20 protein-coding genes are annotated in these 19,195 nt (G+C 63.7%); 5 read left to right on the top strand and 15 right to left on the bottom strand.

The window, feature by feature from the left end:
* Window positions 1–88: 88 nt before the first annotated feature.
* Window positions 89–1,051: an NAD(P)H-quinone oxidoreductase gene (locus F6X62_RS04635; RefSeq protein ID WP_153772830.1), complete on the top strand. Its 963-nt coding sequence runs from the start codon at window positions 89–91 to the stop codon at window positions 1,049–1,051.
* A 51-nt stretch (window positions 1,052–1,102) separates the two neighbouring features.
* Here the strand turns inward: F6X62_RS04635 and F6X62_RS04640 are convergent, their stop codons facing one another.
* The 6 genes from F6X62_RS04640 to F6X62_RS04665 all read right to left on the bottom strand — a co-directional run bounded on the left by F6X62_RS04640 (window position 1,103) and on the right by F6X62_RS04665 (window position 6,405).
* A complete protein-coding gene (locus F6X62_RS04640; RefSeq protein WP_153772831.1) occupies window positions 1,103–1,756 on the bottom strand; it encodes an HAD family phosphatase in 654 nt (217 codons plus the stop codon).
* A gap of 13 nt (window positions 1,757–1,769) precedes the next feature.
* On the bottom strand, window positions 1,770–2,759 hold the full coding sequence (locus F6X62_RS04645; RefSeq protein ID WP_153772832.1) for an ABC transporter ATP-binding protein: 990 nt from the start codon (window positions 2,757–2,759) through the stop codon (window positions 1,770–1,772).
* Window positions 2,759–3,553 (bottom strand): ABC transporter permease, encoded by a 795-nt coding sequence (locus F6X62_RS04650; protein ID WP_054895577.1) that lies wholly within the window; start codon window positions 3,551–3,553, stop codon window positions 2,759–2,761. The genes F6X62_RS04645 and F6X62_RS04650 overlap by 1 nt, the downstream gene beginning before the upstream one ends.
* A complete protein-coding gene (locus tag F6X62_RS04655) occupies window positions 3,543–4,382 on the bottom strand; it encodes an ABC transporter permease subunit (RefSeq protein WP_054895576.1) in 840 nt (279 codons plus the stop codon). Before F6X62_RS04655 ends, F6X62_RS04650 begins: the two co-directional genes overlap by 11 nt.
* Window positions 4,379–5,185: an alkaline phosphatase family protein gene (locus F6X62_RS04660; RefSeq protein ID WP_065862171.1), complete on the bottom strand. Its 807-nt coding sequence runs from the start codon at window positions 5,183–5,185 to the stop codon at window positions 4,379–4,381. The genes F6X62_RS04655 and F6X62_RS04660 overlap by 4 nt, the downstream gene beginning before the upstream one ends.
* 155 nt (window positions 5,186–5,340) lie before the next feature.
* Complete coding sequence (locus F6X62_RS04665; RefSeq protein ID WP_153772833.1) at window positions 5,341–6,405, bottom strand: ABC transporter substrate-binding protein; 1,065 nt, start codon at window positions 6,403–6,405, stop codon at window positions 5,341–5,343.
* A gap of 346 nt (window positions 6,406–6,751) precedes the next feature.
* On the opposite strand from F6X62_RS04665, the gene F6X62_RS04670 reads away from it, so the two are divergent.
* Window positions 6,752–7,465 (top strand): UTRA domain-containing protein, encoded by a 714-nt coding sequence (locus F6X62_RS04670; protein ID WP_153772834.1) that lies wholly within the window; start codon window positions 6,752–6,754, stop codon window positions 7,463–7,465.
* A gap of 35 nt (window positions 7,466–7,500) precedes the next feature.
* Here F6X62_RS04670 and F6X62_RS04675 read toward each other — a convergent pair whose 3' ends face one another.
* The 7 genes from F6X62_RS04675 to minC form a co-directional block, all read right to left on the bottom strand.
* The gene (locus tag F6X62_RS04675) at window positions 7,501–9,654 is read right to left on the bottom strand and encodes a mechanosensitive ion channel family protein (protein ID WP_153772835.1); all 2,154 of its coding nucleotides are present in this window, start codon (window positions 9,652–9,654) and stop codon (window positions 7,501–7,503) included.
* A gap of 48 nt (window positions 9,655–9,702) precedes the next feature.
* On the bottom strand, window positions 9,703–9,867 hold the full coding sequence (locus F6X62_RS25155; protein WP_172964816.1) for a hypothetical protein: 165 nt from the start codon (window positions 9,865–9,867) through the stop codon (window positions 9,703–9,705).
* Window positions 9,868–10,007: 140 nt separating this feature from the next.
* Window positions 10,008–11,297 (bottom strand): M18 family aminopeptidase, encoded by a 1,290-nt coding sequence (locus F6X62_RS04680; protein ID WP_054895571.1) that lies wholly within the window; start codon window positions 11,295–11,297, stop codon window positions 10,008–10,010.
* A gap of 151 nt (window positions 11,298–11,448) precedes the next feature.
* Window positions 11,449–12,084: an RluA family pseudouridine synthase gene (locus tag F6X62_RS04685; RefSeq protein ID WP_054893839.1), complete on the bottom strand. Its 636-nt coding sequence runs from the start codon at window positions 12,082–12,084 to the stop codon at window positions 11,449–11,451.
* 145 nt (window positions 12,085–12,229) lie between these two features.
* The gene (gene minE, locus F6X62_RS04690; protein ID WP_003252572.1) at window positions 12,230–12,484 is read right to left on the bottom strand and encodes a cell division topological specificity factor MinE; all 255 of its coding nucleotides are present in this window, start codon (window positions 12,482–12,484) and stop codon (window positions 12,230–12,232) included.
* Window positions 12,485–12,487: 3 nt separating this feature from the next.
* Entirely contained in the window at window positions 12,488–13,300 is an 813-nt protein-coding gene (minD, locus tag F6X62_RS04695) for a septum site-determining protein MinD (RefSeq protein ID WP_054893840.1), read from the bottom strand.
* Between the two features lie 95 nt (window positions 13,301–13,395).
* Window positions 13,396–14,154, bottom strand: coding sequence for a septum site-determining protein MinC (gene minC / locus F6X62_RS04700; protein WP_153772836.1), 759 nt, complete (start codon window positions 14,152–14,154; stop codon window positions 13,396–13,398).
* 111 nt (window positions 14,155–14,265) lie between these two features.
* Here minC and F6X62_RS04705 point away from each other — a divergent pair, with 111 nt between their 5' ends.
* Window positions 14,266–15,201 carry a lipid A biosynthesis lauroyl acyltransferase gene (locus F6X62_RS04705; RefSeq protein WP_153772837.1) on the top strand — a complete coding sequence of 312 codons (936 nt, stop codon included), beginning with the start codon at window positions 14,266–14,268 and terminating at the stop codon, window positions 15,199–15,201.
* An 89-nt stretch (window positions 15,202–15,290) separates the two neighbouring features.
* Window positions 15,291–16,445: a patatin-like phospholipase family protein gene (locus tag F6X62_RS04710; protein ID WP_112898942.1), complete on the top strand. Its 1,155-nt coding sequence runs from the start codon at window positions 15,291–15,293 to the stop codon at window positions 16,443–16,445.
* A gap of 24 nt (window positions 16,446–16,469) precedes the next feature.
* Here the strand turns inward: F6X62_RS04710 and F6X62_RS04715 are convergent, their stop codons facing one another.
* Entirely contained in the window at window positions 16,470–17,285 is an 816-nt protein-coding gene (locus F6X62_RS04715; protein WP_371926210.1) for a VacJ family lipoprotein, read from the bottom strand.
* A complete protein-coding gene (locus F6X62_RS04720; protein ID WP_153772839.1) occupies window positions 17,278–18,576 on the bottom strand; it encodes a serine/threonine protein kinase in 1,299 nt (432 codons plus the stop codon). Before F6X62_RS04720 ends, F6X62_RS04715 begins: the two co-directional genes overlap by 8 nt.
* Before the next feature lie 223 nt (window positions 18,577–18,799).
* Here F6X62_RS04720 and F6X62_RS04725 point away from each other — a divergent pair, with 223 nt between their 5' ends.
* On the top strand, window positions 18,800–19,162 hold the full coding sequence (locus F6X62_RS04725) for a hypothetical protein (RefSeq protein WP_063545798.1): 363 nt from the start codon (window positions 18,800–18,802) through the stop codon (window positions 19,160–19,162).
* Window positions 19,163–19,195: the final 33 nt, after the last annotated feature.

Below are 19,195 nucleotides of genomic sequence, written 5' to 3' on the forward strand. Positions count from 1 at the left end.
CGCCGGTTCCATGAAACCGGCTGAATACTGCAAAAAACCCGGGACATGGCGATCCCGGGCTCAGTCATGACTCAACTATGGAGGCACTGTGAAGGCATTGCAAGGCGTTGACGGACATGTAGCCTGGGTCGAAGCCGAACGTCCGGTTTGTGACGCGGGGCAGGTACGCATTCGAGTGGCTGCGGCCGGGTTGAACCGCGCCGACCTGTTGCAGATGAAGGGTTTGTACCCGCCGCCACCCGGTGCCAGCCCTTACATGGGGCTGGAGTGCGCCGGGGTGATCGAGGAGGTGGGTGCGGGGGCAGATTGGCGCGTGGGCGATCGGGTCTGTGCGCTGCTGGCCAGTGGCGCCATGGCCGAAGAAGTGGTCGTGGATGCCCGCCATGTGCTACCGGTGCCCGAGGGCCTGAGCCTGCACGAGGCGGCCGCGCTGCCTGAGGTGTACGCCACGGCCTGGCTGAACATCTTCCAGCTCGGGGCGGCCAAGGCGGGTGAGAAGGTACTGGTGCACGCCGGTGCCAGTGGTGTGGGCTCTGCGGCCATCCAGTTGGGCAAGGCATTTGGTTGCCCGGTATGGGTCAGCGTCGGCTCCCAGGAGCGCCTGGACTACTGCAAGGCACTGGGTGCCGCAGGAGGTGTGGTGCGTAACGAGAACCTCGACGCGCTCAAGGGGTTCGGGCCGTTCGATGTGATCCTCGACCCGGTAGGCGCGAGCTATGGCCCGCTCAACCTGGAGCTGCTGGCCCGCGACGGCCGCTGGGTGATCATCGGCCTGATGGGCGGGCGCAAGTTCGAAGTGGACCTGGCGCTGGTGCTGGGCAAGCGCCTGGAGATCACCGGTTCCACCCTGCGCAATCGTGATGATGGCTTCAAGGCCGAGTTGCTGCGCGACCTGCAGCAGCAGGTGTGGCCGCTGTTCGCCGAAGGGCGGCTGTCGCCACAGTTGGTCGATACCTATCCAGTCGAATTCGCCCAGGCGGCGTATGCGGAGCTTGAGAGCAACCAGGTGTCCGGCAAGCTGGTGATGGTGATCGACCCTGACCTGGCGTAAGCAGACCCGGCCTCTTCACGGGTGAAGAGGCCGGAACAGGGGCAATGGATCTCAGGACCAGCTCAACACAGGCCAGCCATTGGTCTGGGCATGCTCGCGCAGCACCGGGTCTGGATTCACCGCATACGGATGGTCCACCTTCAGTAACAGCGGCAGGTCGTTCCGTGAGTCGGAATAGAAGCTCGCGCCCTCCAGGTTCTCCTGCTCCTGGTCCAGCCACTCCAGCAAGCGAGTGATCTTGCCCTCGCGGTAGGTCAGCACGCCGTGGGTCTTGCCGGTGTACACGCCGTTGATCGCCTCCAACTCGATGGCCAGGTATTCGTCGACCCCCAGGCGTGCGGCGATCGGCCCGACAAGATGCGTGCCGGAGGCGGAGATGATCAGGATGCGATCGCCCTTGTTGCGGTGTTCGGCGATGCAGCGACAGGCATCGCCATAGATGATCGGCTCGATCATATCCTCCACCCAGGGCTCGACCAGGTGCTCGACCTCTTCCAGCGTGCGCCCGGCGATGGGCTCCAGGCTGAAGGCCATGTAGTCCTCCATCTGCAGGTGGCCCTTGCCGTACGCCTCCATCAGTTCATGGTCGCGACGCAGGAATTCCTTGCCGTCCACCCAGCCCAGCCGGGCCATCTGTTCGCTCCACAGCGACGCGCAGTCACCGTTGATCAGGGTTTCGTCCAGATCGAAAATCGCCAGTGCCATTGCTTGAATCTCCTTAAGCCACTTCCCGTAGCGCGGTGGGGTCGATCGACAGCGACACGCGCTGCCCGTCGGCATACAGATCGGCAGACGAGCGATTGAGCACGTCCACCACCACCTCCACGCCGCGCGACTCGACACGGTAGCGGATCACGTTGCCGAGCAGGCTGTGACTGCGGATCTGGCCGTCCAGTTCACCTTCCAGGCCCAGGCTGATGGACTCGGGACGGATCGCCAGGCGTGCGCTGACCGGGCGCTGCAGCAGGCGGCTGGCGCTGTCGGCGTCGAGCAGGTTGTAGTTGCCGATGAAACCGGCGGCGAACAGGTCGACAGGTGCGGTGTAGAGGGTTTCGGCGTCGCCGCTCTGGACGATGCGCCCCTGGTTCATCAGGACGATGCGGTCCGACATGGTCAGCGCCTCTTCCTGGTCGTGGGTGACGAAGATGGTGGTCAGCCCCAGCTCGCGCTGGATCGCGCGGATCTGCTCGCGCAGGTGTTTGCGGATACGCGCATCCAGCGCCGACAGCGGCTCGTCGAGCAGCAGCAGGCGCGGGCGGGTGACCAGCGAACGGGCCAGCGCCACGCGCTGGCACTGACCGCCCGACAGCTGGTGCGGATAGCGTCCGGCAAAACTGCCCAGCTCCACCAGCTCCAAGGCCTCGTGCACACGCGCCTGGCTCTCCTCGGCCTTGACCTTCTGCATGCGCAGGCCAAAGGCGACGTTCTGTTCAACGGTCATGTTGGGGAACAGCGCGTAGCTCTGGAAGACCATGCCGATCCCGCGCTTCTGCGGGCTGAGTGGCACGATGTCCTGGCCGTCGAGCAGGATGCGGCCGCTGTCGACAGGTGTCAGGCCGGCGATGCAGCGCAGCAGGGTGGACTTGCCGCACCCCGACGGGCCGAGCAGGGTGACGAACTCGCCGCGTTCGATGTTGCAGTCGATGTTCTCGAAGACCGGGCTGCCGGCGTAGCTCTTTTGAAGTTTCTGGACACTGACGAAGCTCATCAGGATTTATCCTTGTTCAGGCGGTTGGCGACCCAGGTCAGTACCAGCACGAAGGCGAAATAGGAGATCACCAGCGCGCTGTTGAAGTGGCCGCTGCTGTTGCGCATGTTGTTCAGGTAGACCTGCAGGGTTTCGTAGCGGGTGCCGACCAGCAGGTTGGCGAACACGAATTCGCCGAACAGGAAGGAAAACGACAGCAGCAACGCCACCATCAGGCCCTTGCGCAGATTGGGCAGCACCACCAGAAGGGCGGCTTGCCAGGTGCTGGCGCCGAGCAGTTGCGCGGCGTCCATCAGGTCGCGCAGGTTGATCGCCTGCAGGTTGTTGGTGATCGCCCGGTACATGAAGGGCAGGGCGATGGTGAAATAGCAGCCGATCAGGATCCACGGCGTCCCGACCATGGCCATCGGCCCGCTGCCGTACAACTGCAGCAGCCCCACCGAAGACACCACCGGCGGCACCGCGAAGGGCAGCAGGATGAGAATGTTCATCAGCGCGTCGAGCTTGGGGAAGTGGTAATGCACCACGAACAGCAGCGGCAGGATCAGCACCACCGACAGTACCAACGCTCCCACGCAGACGATCAACGACTGGCCGAAGGCGGCGAGAAATCGCGGCTCGCTCCACAGTTGCACGTACCACTTGAGGGTCAAGCCGCTGGGCAGCAGGCTCGCCGACCAACTGGTAGCCAATGAGTAGAGCAGGGTGCCGGCCAGGGGCAACAGCAGGATCAGGAACAGCAGGTACACCACGGCGCGGTGGTACCAGCCGCCCTTGTGTGATTCAGCGCGCATGGTAGCTCCTTTTCAGCAGCCATTGATGGACCACCGTCACCAGGGTCATCAGCCCCACCAGCACCATGGCCAGCGCGCTGCCCAGGTTCGGGTCGAGGGTGATGTCGCCGGCCACCAGGGCGGCGATACGAATTGGCAGCACGTTGAAGTTGCCGGTGGTCAGGGCATAGACCGTGGCGTAGGCGCCCAGGGCGTTGGCCAGCAGGATGACGAAGGTGCCCAGCAGTGCCGGCGTCAGCACCGGCAGGCCGATGTGCCGCCAGAACTGCCAGTGGCTGGCACCGAGCAACGCGGCGGATTCGCGCCAGTCCTCGCGCAGGGCGTCGAAGGCCGGGTAGAGCAGCAGCACGCCCAGTGGAATCTGGAAGTAGGTGTAGACGATGATCAGGCCGGTCTTGGAGTAGATGCTGAAGTCGCCGAGCAGGCCGATCTCCTTGAGCGCCAGGGTGAGCGCGCCATTGAAGCCCAGCAGGATGATGAAGGCGAAGGCCAGTGGCACGCCGGCGAAGTTGCTGGTCATGTTGGCGAAGGCGCTGACGAAGTCGCGCAGGCGCGAATCGACCTGGCGCAACGAGTAGGCGCCGAGGGTGGCGATGACGATGCCGAACAGGCTCGACCAGAAGCTGATCTCGAGGCTGCGTTCGATGGCCTGCAGGTAGAACTTCGAGGCGAAGATCTTGCTGAAGTTGTCCAGGCCCCAGCCACTTTCACTTTGCAGGCTGGCGATGGCGACCCAGACCAGCGGGGCGATCTGGAAGATGATGAAGAAGATGGCGAAGGGCAGCAGGCAGAGCAGGGCCAGGTGGCGGCCGCGGTGGCTGGAATTCACTTGAGCAACTCCCGGCAGACCGGTTTGTCGTGGGCCGCGCCGAGCAGTTCGCAGATCGTGCCGCACAGCTCGGTCTGCAGGGGCTTGGCGGCCGGGTCGAGGCTGAAGGCGTCGCCGAAGACGAACAGCGGCACCTCGCGTTCCTCGGCCAGCAGGCCATTGTGCGAGCGGTCGTTGTTCATGCCGTGGTCGGCGGTGACCAGTACCTGGTAGCCCTCTTCGAGCCAGCGTGGCAGGTAGTCGGCCAGCAGGATGTCGGCGCTGCGTGCGGCGTTGCGGTACTGACTGCTGTCCAGGCCGTGGCGGTGGCCGGCATCGTCGATGTTCATCGGGTGCACCAGCAGGAAGTTCGGGGCATGACGGCGGCGCAGGTACTCGGCGTCGGCCAGCAGGTGCGAATCGGGGTAGTGATCGGCGTAGTAGAACAGCCCGTGCTGGATCGGCAGCTTGGGCGCGTGGGTATGGCGGTCGCGGATCGGATCGAAGGGCGAGCGGTTGTACAGTTCGCTCATCCAGTGATAGGCCGCAGCTGCAGTGCCAAGTCCGGCTTCGCGGGCGTAGTGGAAGACGCTGCGCTGGTTGGACAGGCGATTGACGTTGTTGTGCACGATACCGCTGTCGATCGGCGCGACGCCGGTGAGAATGCACTCGTACAGCGGGCGTGACAGTGACGGCAGTTCGCATTCCACACGGTACAGCGCGGCGCGGTCGGCCTCGACGTAGGCATGCAGATGGCCCATGGCGTGGTGTGCGACCTGGTGGTTGAGGCCGTCGAGCAGGACCAGGATGACGTTGTGTTGCATGTTGGCTCCGCAGAGGAATGGGTCGGTATCGCGTCGTCCTTTTCGCGGGTAAACCCGCTCCCACAGGTATCGCGCAGGCCCGGAAGCTTGTGCTGCACCGGTGGGAGCGGGTTTACCCGCGAAAAGGCCGTGTCAGGGGCTGGAAAACCCCGCCGTCACTCCATCTCGATGATCACCTGCTCCTGCCACTTCTGCGGCAGGGCCTTGGAGGTCTTCTCCCAGGCGTCGGCGTTCTTGATCGGCTGGGCGGCCTGGTACTGCTCGTTGGGCAGCAGCTTGGCCTGGACATCGGCTGGCAGCTTCAGGTGCTCGGCGCGGATCGGGCGGGCGTGGCCGATGGCCAGGTTGGTCTGGCCGGCGTCGCTGAAGATGTATTCGCGGGCAAGCTTGGCGGCGTTCGGGTGCTTGGCGTACTTGTTGATGATGGTGGTGTAGCCGGAAATCACCGAACCGTCGGACGGGATCAGCACTTCGAAACGCTTCGGATCGATCTGTTCGCGGTAGCTCAGGCCGTTGAAGTCCCAGACCACGCCGACTTCCACTTCACCTTTCTCGAGGGTCTGGATGGTCGGGTTGGCCAGCGACAGGCGCTTCTCCTGGGCCAGTTTGGTGAACAGCTGCAAGCCCGGCTCGATATTGCTTTCGTCGCCCTTGTAGGCGATGGCGGCGGCCAGCACGCCGTTGGCGGCTTGAGCTGCGGTGCCGACGTCACCGATGGCGACCTTGTACTTGCCTTTTTCCAGGTCGTGCCAGGTTTTCGGGCGTTGGTCTTCCTTGACCAGGTCCTTGTTGATGATGAAGGCGATGGTGCCGGTATAGGCCAGCGCCCAGTGACCGTCCTCGTCCTTGGCCCACTCCGGCACTTGGTCCCAAGTGCTCGGCTTGTACGGCTGGGTCACGCCCTTGGTCACGGCGATCGGGCCGAAGGCGGCGCCGACGTCACCGATGTCGGCACTGGCGTTGTCTTTTTCAGCGTCGAACTTGGCGATCTCCTGGGCCGAGCTCATGTCGGTGTCGCTGTGCTTGAGGCCGTACTTCCTGGCCAGGTCATCCCAGGTGCCTTTCCAGTTGGCCCAGGCATCCGGCATGCCCACGCTGTTCACCGTGCCTTCCTTGCGGGCGGCGTCTTCCAGGGCCTTGAGGTCGGTATCGGCGGCCATGGCCGTGGTGCACAGGGCGATGGCCGAGCCCAGCAGTGACGCCATGAAGAACTTTTTCATCCGAAGCTCCTTTGGTGGGTGCCTTGCAATCGTTGTTATGAACGCTGTTGTGAATGCTGTGGTGCAGACCTTGCCGAGAACCATTGGTCTAGGTCAGCAAACCTTGAGCCAAGGTAGGCCTGTTGCATGACAGTTTGATGTAGAACAGGCCCGCCAGCGGTGAGGCTTGGGCCCTGAAAGCAAAGCGTAGACCAGAACCCGGCCCTTTATTCGCGGGGCTTGGCCCGATTCTGGCAATCGTGGTGCAAGGGCTTTGTCACAGGATCTTCATCAGCCGTGCCTAGGCTTGCTCTATTCTCCAGTTGCCCTGTTATGGGGCTGGACTAGTCCAGATAGGTAACCTTTGATGCAATCGACCCCACCGCGGGCGGTAACAGCCATCTGCCATGCGCTGCAGGAACAGATCGAACATGGCCTGCTGATGCCGGGCGGCAAGCTGCCGGCCGAGCGCAAGCTGAGCGAGGTATTCGACACCACCCGCATCACCTTGCGTGAGGCACTGGTGCAGCTCGAGGCCCAGGGCCTGATCTACCGCGAAGAGCGGCGCGGCTGGTTCGTCGCCCCCGAACGCCTGACCTACGACCTGATCGAGCGCAGCCACTTCCATGCGATGGTGCGTGACCAGGGACGGGTGCCGAGCACTGAGCTGCTGGCGGCGCGCTTGCTGCCGGCGTCGGCGGCGATCTGTGCGCGCCTGCGGCTCCCGGCGTTATCGAGCGTGATACAGATCTGCCGTTTGCGGCGCATCGATGGACGCGGCGTGTTGTATGCCGAGCACTACCTCAACCCACGCTATTTTCCGGGGATCCTGGCGCTGGACCTGGCACAGTCGCTGACCGAGATCTATGCCCGCGAATATGGCATCCGCTACGGGCAGGTGTGTTTCGAGATCCTGCCGACTGCGTTGCCGGTGGCGGCGGCCATGGCGCTTAGGGTGTCGGCAGGGAGCCCGGGGTTGCACATCACCCGGGTCAACAGTGACCAGCATGGGCACCTGATCGACTGCGACCTGGAGTATTGGCGGCACGATGCGATTCGTATCCAGGCGCAGGCGGGGTAGCGGAGAGCTTTCGCGGGTTCGTCCGCGAAAGGGCACTAACTGGCGGAGCCAGACTCAGCCATCGCCCCACCCCCAGCCGTCACCACCTGCACCGACAACCGCGGCGTAGCCAGGTCCAGCCCGGCTTCGTCGAGCTGGCGCTTCAACGCCAGGTTGAAGGCCCGTGACACCTCCCACTGCTTGATCGGCGCGGTCTTGAAGCGTGCCCGCAGGATCGCCGAGCCCGACTCGAAACTCTCGACTCCCTGCAGTTCCAGCGGCGACCAGATGTTGCGGCGCATCAGCGGATCATTGCGCAGCTTCTGCCCCACCTCGCGAATCAGGCTGATCGCCTTGTCGATGCTCATGTTGTGCGGTATGGCGACTCGGAAGATCGCATAGCCAAACTCGCGCGAGTAGTTCTTGATGCTCTTGATCTCGCTGAACGGGATGGTGTGGACGATGCCGTCGATGTCGCGCAGGCGCACGGTGCGAATGGTCAGGCCCTCGACCGTGCCCAGGTGGCCGCCGACGTCGACATAGTCGTCGATGGCCAGGCTGTCCTCGATGATGATGAACAACCCGGTGATCAGATCGGCCACCAGCGATTGCGCACCGAAGCCGATGGCCAGGCCGATGACACCGGCACCGGCCAGCAGCGGTGTGACGTTCATGCCCATGTTGGCCAGGGCGACGATCACCGCGATGATGAAGATCGCCACGAACAGTACGTTGCGGATCAGCGGCATCATGGTCTGCGCACGGGCGTTGGCCAGGCCGCGGCGCGAACGCACCAGTGCGTGGTGCACGGCGGTGTCGGCCAGGATCCACACCAGCCAGGCGGCGATCAGGGTGCCTGCCAGGCCCAGCAGGCGCACGCTGACATCATGGCCTTCGCCCTCGGCAAAACCGATCATCGAAAGCCCCCACACGCGCAGGCCCAGCTCGATGAACAGCAACCAGATGAACAGGTGGACCAAGGCGTAGCCAAAGTTCTTCAGGCGTTCGGTATACACCGCCTGACGTTTGTTGGCGCGCCGAGGTTTGGCGGCGTGGCGGCGCACCAGGCCGTTGAGCACCATGCACACCACCACCAGCACGGTGCACATCAGTGACTGACGCAGGGCGGTGCTGGTATCGCCGGCAGAGACGAAGGTGGCGAACAGCGAGATCGCCACGAGGATCAAGGCCGGGACGAACCAGAAACTGCCAAGCAGCTCGATGGTGTCGCTGAGTGTGCGCCGGGTCAGGCGCCGCGACAGGGGCTGATTGCGGATCAGGTGCGCAATCGGCCGCCTGAAGCGCAGGATGAACAGGCCGGTACACAGGGCCGCCAGCACGTTGGTCACGGTCGCTATCGCATGGGCCAGGTGTGTGCCCAGCGCAGTGGTCAGGCGTGGATCGCTCATCGCTTCACCGAAGGCGGCGAAGCTGCCGATCAGCCATAACGGACGAAACGCCTGGTGTCGCAGGATATGCAGGGCACGGTGGCGATGCGGGCCGTCGAGCAGAGAGAAGGCGATCACGCAGATCGCCGAAAAACAGGTGCCGACCACCAGCGCATAGGCCAGGACCATGGCCAGGGATTTGCCCAGCGACGGTGGCAGGGCGAAGCTCAGGTACACGGTGAATACCAACGCCACCAGCCAGGGCCCGAGCTTGCGTAGGGCGAATCGCACCAGGTCCCAGGTCCGTGGGTGTTGGGGCAGTTCCTCGGTCAGTCCGAAGCGGATCCGTACCCGATGGCCGATCCAGTTGAAGGCGTAGGCCAACAGGCTCCACACGGCAATGACCGCAGCGAAGCCGAACAGGATCGCTGGCCACTGGTGCACCGGAACGACCAATGCTGCCAGCTCGTTCTGGGCCTGGTCGATTTCCTGCGACCAGCGCACGAAGGGGCTGGCATCGCCGCTGAACTGCTTTTCCAGGTCGTGCATGGCGTTGCCGATCAGCCCCAGTACGCCCTGTTCCACCGTGGGTTGCGACTGTTTGCTGGCATCGCGCAGTTTCTTCAGGTCGGCCAGCAACTTGGCTCGTTGCTGGTCGTTTTCCAGGCTCTTGATCACTTCGTCCAGTGACTTGTCCAGCGGCTCGGTGGCCTGGGGTTGGGCAGGCGTGCTGCTACCCAGCAAGCCGGGCAGGCCAGCGGCTTGCACCGGAGCGATGAACAGGAAGAGCAGCAGGGTCAGGCAACGGAGAAAGGCGGGCACCGGAAAATCTACCTCAGGTCGATCGATTGCCGGAGTGTAGAGGATTTCTCAGGCGAGTTTCTCGAGGATCTTCCAGCACATGATGCCAAAGATGCCGAGGGTGCCGATCCACATCATCAGCACGCCGGCATTGCGCTCGCGCAGGCTGAAACCGATGGTCAGCAGCATCAGGAAAAGGAACACCGGCACGAACAGGGAGAGGAAGGGTGACATGAACAGAATCCTTCTGTTGTCGGGGGCATGCTTGAAGCATAGCGCGTTGAGGGGCGGAGAATTCGTGGGTAAGCCCACTCCTGCTGGAGCGTTGATGCACCTGTAGGAGCGGGTTTACCCGCGAAAAGGCCTACCTGATATCAAGGGAGTTCGCGACTGCGATAGAACGCCGTCAGCACCTTCACCAGGTGCGCCAGGTCCTGGCTGCCGCACAGCTCGCGGATCGAGTGCATGGCGAAGGTCGGCAGGCCGATGTCGACGGTACGCACGCCCAGGTGGCTGGCGGTGATCGGGCCGATGGTCGAGCCGCAGCCCATGTCGCTGCGCACCACGAAGCTTTGTACAGGCACTTCCTCGGCCATGCACAGGTGGCGGAAATAGCCGGCGGTTTCGCTGTTGGTGGCGTAGCGCTGGTTGTTGTTGACCTTGATCACCGGGCCGGAGTTGAGCTTGGGCCCATGATTGCCGTCATGCTTGTCGGCGTAGTTGGGGTGCACGCCGTGGGCGTTGTCGGCCGACACCAGCAACGAGCGCTGGATGGTGCGCACGTATTCGTCGCCATCGGGCAGCAGACGTTGCAGGGTCTGCTCGAGCATCGGTCCGTCGGCGCCGCACGCCGAGCAGGAGCCGACCTCTTCGTGATCGGTGCATACCAGCACGCAAGTTTCGTCGCTCTCGGCGGCCAGTAGCGCCTGCAGCCCGGCATAGCACGACAGCAGGTTGTCCAGGCGCGCACCGGCGATGAAGTCGCCATGCAGGCCGATGACCGCAGCGCTCTGGGTGTCATAGAAACTCAGCTCATAGTCCAGCACCACGTCGGCGATCAGGCCGTGCTCGCGGGCCAGTTGCTCGGTGAGCAGGGCTCGGAAGTCGACACGCTCGTCGCCGGCGACCTGGGCCAGGATAGGCGGCAGCTCGTTCTGCGGGTTGATCGGCCAGCCCTCGTTGGCGGTACGGTTGAGGTGGATGGCCAGGTTGGGAATGATGGCGATCGGCAGCTTGAAATCGACCAGTTGGCTTTCGACCTTGCCATCGCGGCGGAAGGTGACGCGTCCGGCCAGCGACAGGTCGCGGTCGAACCAAGGGGCGAGCAGGGCACCGCCATAGACTTCGACGCCCAGTTGCAAGAAGCCCTGGCGCTGCAGTTCGGGCTGCGGCTTGACCCGCAGGCACGGGCTGTCGGTGTGTGCGCCGACCATACGGATGCCGCCAATCAAGGGCGAATGCTTGCCCAGGCGAATGGCGATGATCGAAGAGTCGTTACGGGTGACGTAGTAGCGTCCGCCGGGCACGGTGGCCCAGCTGTCACGCTCGTCCAGACGCTGGTAACCGGCGGCTTCGAGGCGCTTGGCCAGGCTGGCGGTGGCGTGGAAGGGCGTCGGGGAGGCCTTGAGGAAATCGATCAGGCCGGTATTCAGTGCTTCGCGCATAGCTCACTCCAGACAGCAGTGGCGCGAGTTTAGCGTAAATGGTCCGGAATTTGTGCGGGCCTCTTCGCGGGCAAGCCCGCTCCTACAGGGTTGGTGGTGACCCCTGTAGGAGCAGGTTTACCCGCGAAAGGGCCGAAGCAGCCACAAAAATCTAGAACGGCGCCGGGCACTCGAACTTCAACCGCTGCCCAGACACCGGGTGGGTAAAGCTCAGCATCGATGCATGCAGGCACAGCCGTTCATGGGCCGCCAACGCCTCGGGGTTGGCATACAGCCGGTCGCCCAGCAGCGGATGCCCGATCGACAGCATGTGCACGCGCAACTGGTGCGAGCGCCCGGTGATGGGCGTCAGCTCAACCCGGCAATGGTCGCCACAGCGTTCCAGTACGCGCCAGAAGGTCAGGGCATGCTTGCCCTGCTCATGGTCGACCACATGGCGTGGCTTGGTGGGCGGGTCGTAGCGCAGCGGCAGGTCGATGCTGCCACTGTCGAGCGTCGGCTGGCCCCAGCACAGTGCGGTATAGGCTTTCTCCGTCTCGCGGTCGTGGAACTGGCGCGATAGCTCGCGGTGGCTGTCGGCATCGCGGGCCAGGAGAATGATCCCGGAGGTTTCCCAGTCCAGGCGATGGACGATCAGCGCATCGGGGTAGCCGTTTTCCTGCAGGCGGGTGATCAGGCAGTCCTTGTTGTCCTCGGCACGGCCTGGCACCGACAGCAGCAGGGTCGGTTTGTTGATCACCAGGATGGCGGCGTCTTCGAAGAGGATCTGGATGTTCGACAGCGGCATGTTCAACGGTTCTCTGTAAAGCACTGTGGGAGCGGGCTTGCCCGCGAAGAAGGCCGGTACCAGTGCCAGGGTGATGGCGCCAGTACCGGCCTTTTCGCGGGCAAGCCCGCTCCCACAGGGGATCGCGGTGTGACAGGGGATTCTATCAGCGATCCGGCAAGGTGATGTTCAGTTCCAGAATCGAGCAGCTGCCCTGGTTTTCCAGCTCGATATGCACGTCATCGTTGCCGATGTTCACGTACTTGCGGATCACTTCGAGCAGTTCTTTCTGCAGCGCCGGCAGGTAGTCCGGTTCGCTGCGTTGGCCGCGCTCATGCGCCACGATGATCTGTAGACGCTCTTTCGCTACCGACGCACTGGTCTGTTTCTGTCTGCCACGAAAGAAGTCAAAAAGGTTCATGGTTTATTTGCCTCCAAACAGGCGCGCGAAGAATCCTTGCTTCGGCACTTCGATGAAGCGCAGAGGCTTCTCTTTACCCAGCAGGCGGTCGACGGTATCGCTGTAGGCCTGGCCGGCGTCGCTCTGGTCGTCGAGGATGACCGGGATACCCTGGTTGGATGCCTTGAGGACCGCTTGCGACTCGGGAATCACGCCCTTGAGCTTGATCGCGAGGATCTCTTCGACGTCGGCGATGCTGAGCATTTCGCCCTTTTCCACGCGCTCGGGGTGGTAGCGGGTGATCAGCAGGTGTTCCTTGATCGGCTCCTCGCCGTTCTCGGAGCGGCGCGACTTGCTCGACAGAATGCCCAGCATGCGGTCGGAGTCACGTACCGAGGAGACTTCCGGGTTGGTCACGACGATGGCTTCGTCGGCGAAGTACATCGCCAGGTGCGCGCCTTTCTCGATACCGGCCGGGGAGTCGCAGATGACGTAGTCGAACTGCTCCTTGAGCTCCATCAGGACCTTTTCGACGCCTTCTTGCGTCAGGGCGTCCTTGTCGCGGGTCTGGCTGGCGGCCAGCACGAACAGGTTCTCAAGGCGCTTGTCCTTGATCAGGGCCTGTTGCAGGTTGGCTTCGCCGTTGACCACGTTGACGAAGTCGTACACCACGCGGCGTTCGCAGCCCATGATCAGGTCGAGGTTACGCAGGCCGACGTCGAAGTCGACGATCACAGTCTTGTGGCCGCGCAATGCGAGGCCGGTACCGATGGCGGCGCTGGTGGTGGTCTTGCCCACCCCCCCCTTGCCGGAAGTAACCACGAGAATCTTGGCCAAGGTGTTTCACCCCTAAATAAACGGGACCCGAAGTCCCAGCAAATGCAAAAAAGGCAACGGTGGAAAAGTTGCTCTTAAAATGGCGGCAGTATCCGTTAAAGACGGGTGATGTTCAACACGTCGCCGACCAGGCTCACCTGCACGCCCGAACCCCACAGCGGGTCGCGGCGCAGGTCTTCGCAGACCTTGTACTGACCGGCGATGGAGACCATTTCGGCCGTCATCTGCTGACAGAAGATCCTGGCTCGGGTGTTGCCCTTGATACCAGCCAGTGCGCGGCCACGCATGGCGCCGTACACATGGATATTGCCATCGGCGAGAAGTTCCGCACCCGGGCTCACCGAGGCGGTCACGATCAAGTCGCCGCCCTGAGCATAGATCTGCTGGCCGCCACGTACAGGGCTGGTGATGATGCGGGTCGGGCGAACCTCGGGTTCGGCGGCCACAGCGGGTGCCGGAACGGGCTCGACTTTCTTCACTTCCGGCTCAGGTTCCAGCGGGCGTTCGCGGGCGCCGGAGGGCGGCAGGACCGGCAGGTCGATGGCGATCGCCGCGGCGATGTCCTCGATCCGGCTGGCGCGGATCGCCAGGGTGCGCAGGCCATGGTGACGGCAGATGCGCATCAGCCCGGGCAGGTCGATGGCGCCTTCGTCCGGCGGCAGTTTGTCCAGGGCCAGCACCAGCGGTGTGTTGCTGAAGAAATTGGGGGCCTGCGCCACTTTCGCCGCCAGTTGGCGGTCGAGGGCTTCGAGGTCGTTGCGCGCCAGTTCCAGCACAGTAATGGCGAGCATGCTGCCCTTGAGCTGGAACACGGTGGCGGAGTCGGGTGTCTGGTTGAGGCTCATGGTCTGCATAGACGGCTTGTTGCGAAAAAAGTGCCCTGACTTATAACGATAAGACCGATTGGCCGCAACCTGCGGCCAAAGGTTGTAGAATGCCAGGCCTTTGTCTTACCGGAAGCTTCAATGGATCGTCCGCGTTTTCGTCCCTACTTCCTCCATCCACGTTTCTGGGGCCTGTGGCTCGGCCTGGGACTGCTGTGGCTGGTGGTGCAGTTGCCTTACCGAGCCTTGCTGTGGCTCGGCAGCGCCCTGGGCGCCGTGATGTATCGCCTGGCCGGCGAGCGTCGGCGCATTGCCGCGCGCAATCTGGAGCTGTGTTTCCCGGCACTGTCCGGCGACGAACGGCAGCGCCTGCTGAAGGCAAACTTCGCCTCTACCGGCATCGCCTTCTTCGAAATGGCCATGAGCTGGTGGTGGCCCAAAGCCAGGCTTGCCCGCCTGGCACACATCGAAGGTCTGGAGCACCTGCAGGCAGCCCAGCGTGACGGGCAGGGCGCCATCCTCATGGCGGTGCATTTCACCACGCTGGAGATCGGCGCGGCCCTGCTCGGCCAGGAGCACACCATCGATGGCATGTACCGCGAGCACGGCAATCCGGTGTTCGACTTCATCCAGCGACGCGGTCGCGAGCGGCACAACCTCGACTCCCTGGCAGTGGAGCGCGAGGACGTACGCGGCATGCTCAAGCTGCTGCGCGGCGGGCGGGCGATCTGGTACGCGCCGGACCAGGACTACGGCACCAAGCAGAGCCTGTTCGTGCCGCTGTTCGGCATCCCCGCCGCCACGGTGACTGCAACGACCAAGTTCGCCCGACTGGGCAAGGCGCGGGTGATTCCGTTCACTCAGAAACGCCTGGAAGATGGCAGCGGCTATCGTCTGGTGGTGCATGCGCCGCTCGAGGATTTCCCGGGGGAGAGCGAGGAGGCCGACTGCCTGCGCATCAACCAGTGGGTCGAAAGTGTGCTCCGCGAGTGCCCCGAGCAGTACCTGTGGGCGCACCGGCGCTTCAAGTCGCGGCCCGAAGGGGCGCCGCGGCTGTATGACAAGAAGAAGCGCTGATCCGGGGTAATGGCTGCTGGCCCTTTCGCGCCCCGACTTGCCCGCGAAGGGGCCGATCCTGACAAAACCGACAAACCAGGAAGGAACCGATGGCCCCACCCCCGACTACTGGCCTGATCCTCTCCGGCGGCGGAGCCCGTGCTGCCTACCAGGTCGGCGTGCTTGCCGGTATCGCCGAACTGTTGCCCGCTGGCGCGCCCAATCCCTTCCCGGTCATCGTCGGCACCTCCGCCGGGGCCATCAATGCCGTGACCCTGGCCAGCGGCGCCACTCGCTTTGGTGAGTCGGTGCAGCGCCTGACCCGCTTCTGGCAGAACTTTCGCAGCCACCTTGTGCTGCGCAGCGACTGGCCCGGGGTCATGCGTCAGGCCAGCCGTTTCGTCAGCCACAGCCTGCTGGGGCTGGGCCGGCAGATGCCGGTAGCGCTGCTCGACAGCAGCCCGCTGCGGGCGCTGCTCAAGGCGCATCTGGACCTGGATGGCATCCACCATGCCCTGGCCAGCGAGCAACTGCGCGCGGTGGCCGTAACCGCCTTTGGTTACGAGTCCGGCCAGGCGGTGACGTTCTATCAAGGCGGCGAAGCGATCGAACCCTGGCTGCGGCACCGGCGTATCGGCGTACCCACTGCGCTGAGCGTCGAGCACCTGCTGGCCAGTTCGGCCATCCCGTTGCTCTTCGCTCCGGTGCGCCTGGGCGACGAGTACTTCGGTGACGGCGCGGTGCGCCAGTCTGCGCCGATCAGCCCGGCGCTGCACCTGGGGGCCAGTCGCGTACTGGTGGTGGGGGTCAGCGGTAACCCGCAGCGCCCTGCGCCGCCGGTACAGCGTGCACGGGTGTTCAGCGGGCAGCAGCCGAGCCTGGCGCAGATCGGCGGACACATGCTCAACAGTACCTTCATCGACAGCCTCGAAGACGATATCGAGTTGTTGCAACGCCTGAATCACCTGAGTCATCTGATGCCTGCACATCTGGACGCCCGGCGCCTGGGTCTGGCGCCGATCGAAGTACTGGTGGTGGCGCCCAGCCAGCCGCTGGACGAGATCGCGGCACGTCATCGGCGCGAGTTGCCGGCTGCGTTGCGCCTGTTCCTGCGTGGGCCCGGAGCGACCAGGACCAGCGGGGCCGGTGTACTCAGCTACCTGTTGTTCGAGGCGAGCTACTGCAGTGAGCTGATCGAACTGGGGCGCAGCGATGCCCTGGCCAAGCGCCGGGAGTTGCAGCAGTTTCTGGGGTTGGTGGGCTGAGGCCGCATGGCGGCCCCGCCGCACTCACTCTGAAATCTGCAACTTGCGCGCCTGGGTATAGACGTAGCGCACTTTTTCGTACTCGAACGGCGAGTTGGTCTGGCCATAGCGGAAATTGGTGGTGTAGCGCCGGTCGATCGCCCGCAGCAGGAAGATCTCCGGATGGTCGGTACTGACCTCGGCGACGTTGAGGAAATTCGCTTCGCGCTCGCCGACGTAGTCCACCACCAGCCCCGTGGTGTCGCGCAGGTTAGAGGGGCCGAGGATCGGCAGCATGATGTACGGGCCTTCCGGAACCCCATAGAAGCCCAGGGTCTGGCCGAAATCCTCGCTCTGGCGTGGCAACCCCATCTTGGTCGCCGGGTCCCACAGGCCACCCACGCCGATGAGGGTGTTGAACATCAGGCGCGCAGTGATCTCCGCCGAGCGTTTGACCTTGAGCTGCAACACACTGTTGAACAGGTTGGGCACATCCCCCAGGTTGTTGAAGAAGTTGCTCACCCCGGTGCGCACGAAGTGCGGGGTTATGTAGCGGTAGCCATCGACCGCCGGCAGGAACACCCATTGGTCGAAGCGATAGTTGAAGTGGTAGATGCGCCGGTTAATCGATTCCAGCGGGTCGTAGACGTTCAACGCGGCCAGGGTGGAGCGTTCGAACTCGCGCTGGTCGAGACCGGGGTTGAATTTCAGCTCGCGCAGCGGGTCGAGGAAGCCGTCCGATTCCACGGTAGGCGTGTCGATCACATCGGCTTCGACCACGCTGGTACGCGGTGCGGTTTCTGCTGCCAGGGCGCTGGTACTGACGAGCAGGGCGAGGGCAAGTATGAGTCTGTCAGCCACGGAAGAACTCCAGCATGGCGTCGGCATTGACGCGGTAGTTGAGGTTGCCGCAATGGCCGCCGTGTGGATAAAGGGTCAGCCGGTCGCCGAACACCTTGCGCAGAAAACCGATGTCGCCGGGGCCGAGAATTACGTCGTCGGCGTTGTGCATCACGGCGATCTTCGGGCTGTCGGCGAGGTAGTCCTTGAGGGCGTACAGGCTGACCTGGTCGATCAGTTGCAGCAGGCTGTTGCCGTCCGTGCGCGCACGCCACATGGGGATCACCTGCTCGGTCAGGTAGCAGTCGAAGTCGCATTGCAGTGCCCGTTTGAAGAACGGCGTGAGGCTGCTGCCTTCGGTGATCGGAAACTTCGGCGGAATGATCAGGCCGCGACGGTTGATCAGGTCGGAGGTGAAGGCGATGTCGGCTGCCGAGAAGCGGAACGAGGTGCCGATCAGCATGGCCATCTGTTCGTTGGACAGGTGCTGGCGTGATTTCTGGAAGTCATAGAGCAGGGCGTCGTTCAGATCGATGTAGCCCTTGTCCTGGAAGTAACGGGTGAGCTTTTCCAGCATCAGTTCGTAGAAGGTGGTGCTGCGGTCGATGCCCTTGACCTGGGTCTGCACCAGCTTGTCGAGGTTGTTGATCGAGGTGTACAGGTTCACCGGTGGGTTGAGCAGCAGCACGCGCTTGAAGTTGAAGCTGCGCCGGGTTTCGTCCAGGTGGCTGACGAACGCCGCGTCCAGGGCGCCGAGGCTGTAGCCGGTGAGGTAGAACTCGCTGACCGGCAGGCGCGGATGCTGGGCGCGCACGGCTTGCATGACCCGGTACAGGTCTTCGGCATCCTCGCGGCTCACGCCGGGCGTGGCGAAGCGTGAGGCGGCGCTCATGAAGTCCCAGCTGGTGGGCGAAGACAGCTGCACCACGTGATAGCCCGCCTGGTAGAACAGTTTTTTCAGGTATTCGGCGATGGTGCTGCTGTAGGGCGCGCCGGTGCCGGCGATGATGAACACCAATGGCGCTTCGTGGTCCTGGCGTGCCAGGCGGTAGCGGAGTTTTTTCACCGGCCAGAAGTTGTCCGGCAGGGTGAATTCGCGCTCTGGGCGCAGGTTCAGGCTGTAGTCGGACTGGTTGATATCGTCGTCGCTGGGCAGCGTCGGGCGCTGGTCTGGCGGCGTGGTGGCAATGGTCGCCTCGAACGGATTGGTCAAGGGATAGCCGTAGGTGGCGGGGTCGATGTCCCGCGCAGAGGCGGCCGCAGCCAGAAACAGGCCGCACAGCAGGGCGACGAGGCGCAACGGTCGAAGCATGGAGAGTCCCCCGGGAGAACGGCAAGGCAATGTGGAGCTAGGACCATCGTGCCCCTGGCAAAGTTGCCTGGCGCGCTGTCCTTTATTGTGGCGGATGTTGCCGCGAAGTTGGCCGCTGCGGCAATGACCGCTTCCTCGACATTAGCCGAACCGCGCCATTTTGCCTTGCGCGGCAGGCCTGGGGGATTATCCTGAGCGCCGGTTACATTTTCTGGAGCTGTGCATGAGTCGTTGGTGGCCTGTCGTTGCGTTGCTGCTGTTTCTGCCGGTGTGGCTGGCGGCCAGTTATGGCGTGCGTTTCGGCCTGATGGAAGACGGCCAGTGGGTAGGCCTGTGCGCGGTGCCTGGCGAACACTGGCAGTGCCAGGCGCGGTCGCTGCTGGGGTTGTGGATTCACTTCCAGGTGATCGGCTGGGTGGCGTTGGGGCTGGCCTTGCTGTGCCAGGTGTTGCCGGGACGGCTTGGCTGGTGGGGGGCGGTGCTGGCGCTGGTGGCAGGTGTGCCGGCGCTGGTGCTGTACACGGCGAGTCTGGGGGTTTTTGCGGTGGTTCTGGCGGGGTTGCGGTTGGTCAGGGCCTCCAGCTAGCAGGTTTACCGGTGTTCTTTTCGCAGGCTTGCC

This window comes from Pseudomonas sp. MNR3A, assembly GCF_009650575.1.
Taxonomy (GTDB): domain Bacteria; phylum Pseudomonadota; class Gammaproteobacteria; order Pseudomonadales; family Pseudomonadaceae; genus Aquipseudomonas; species Aquipseudomonas machongensis.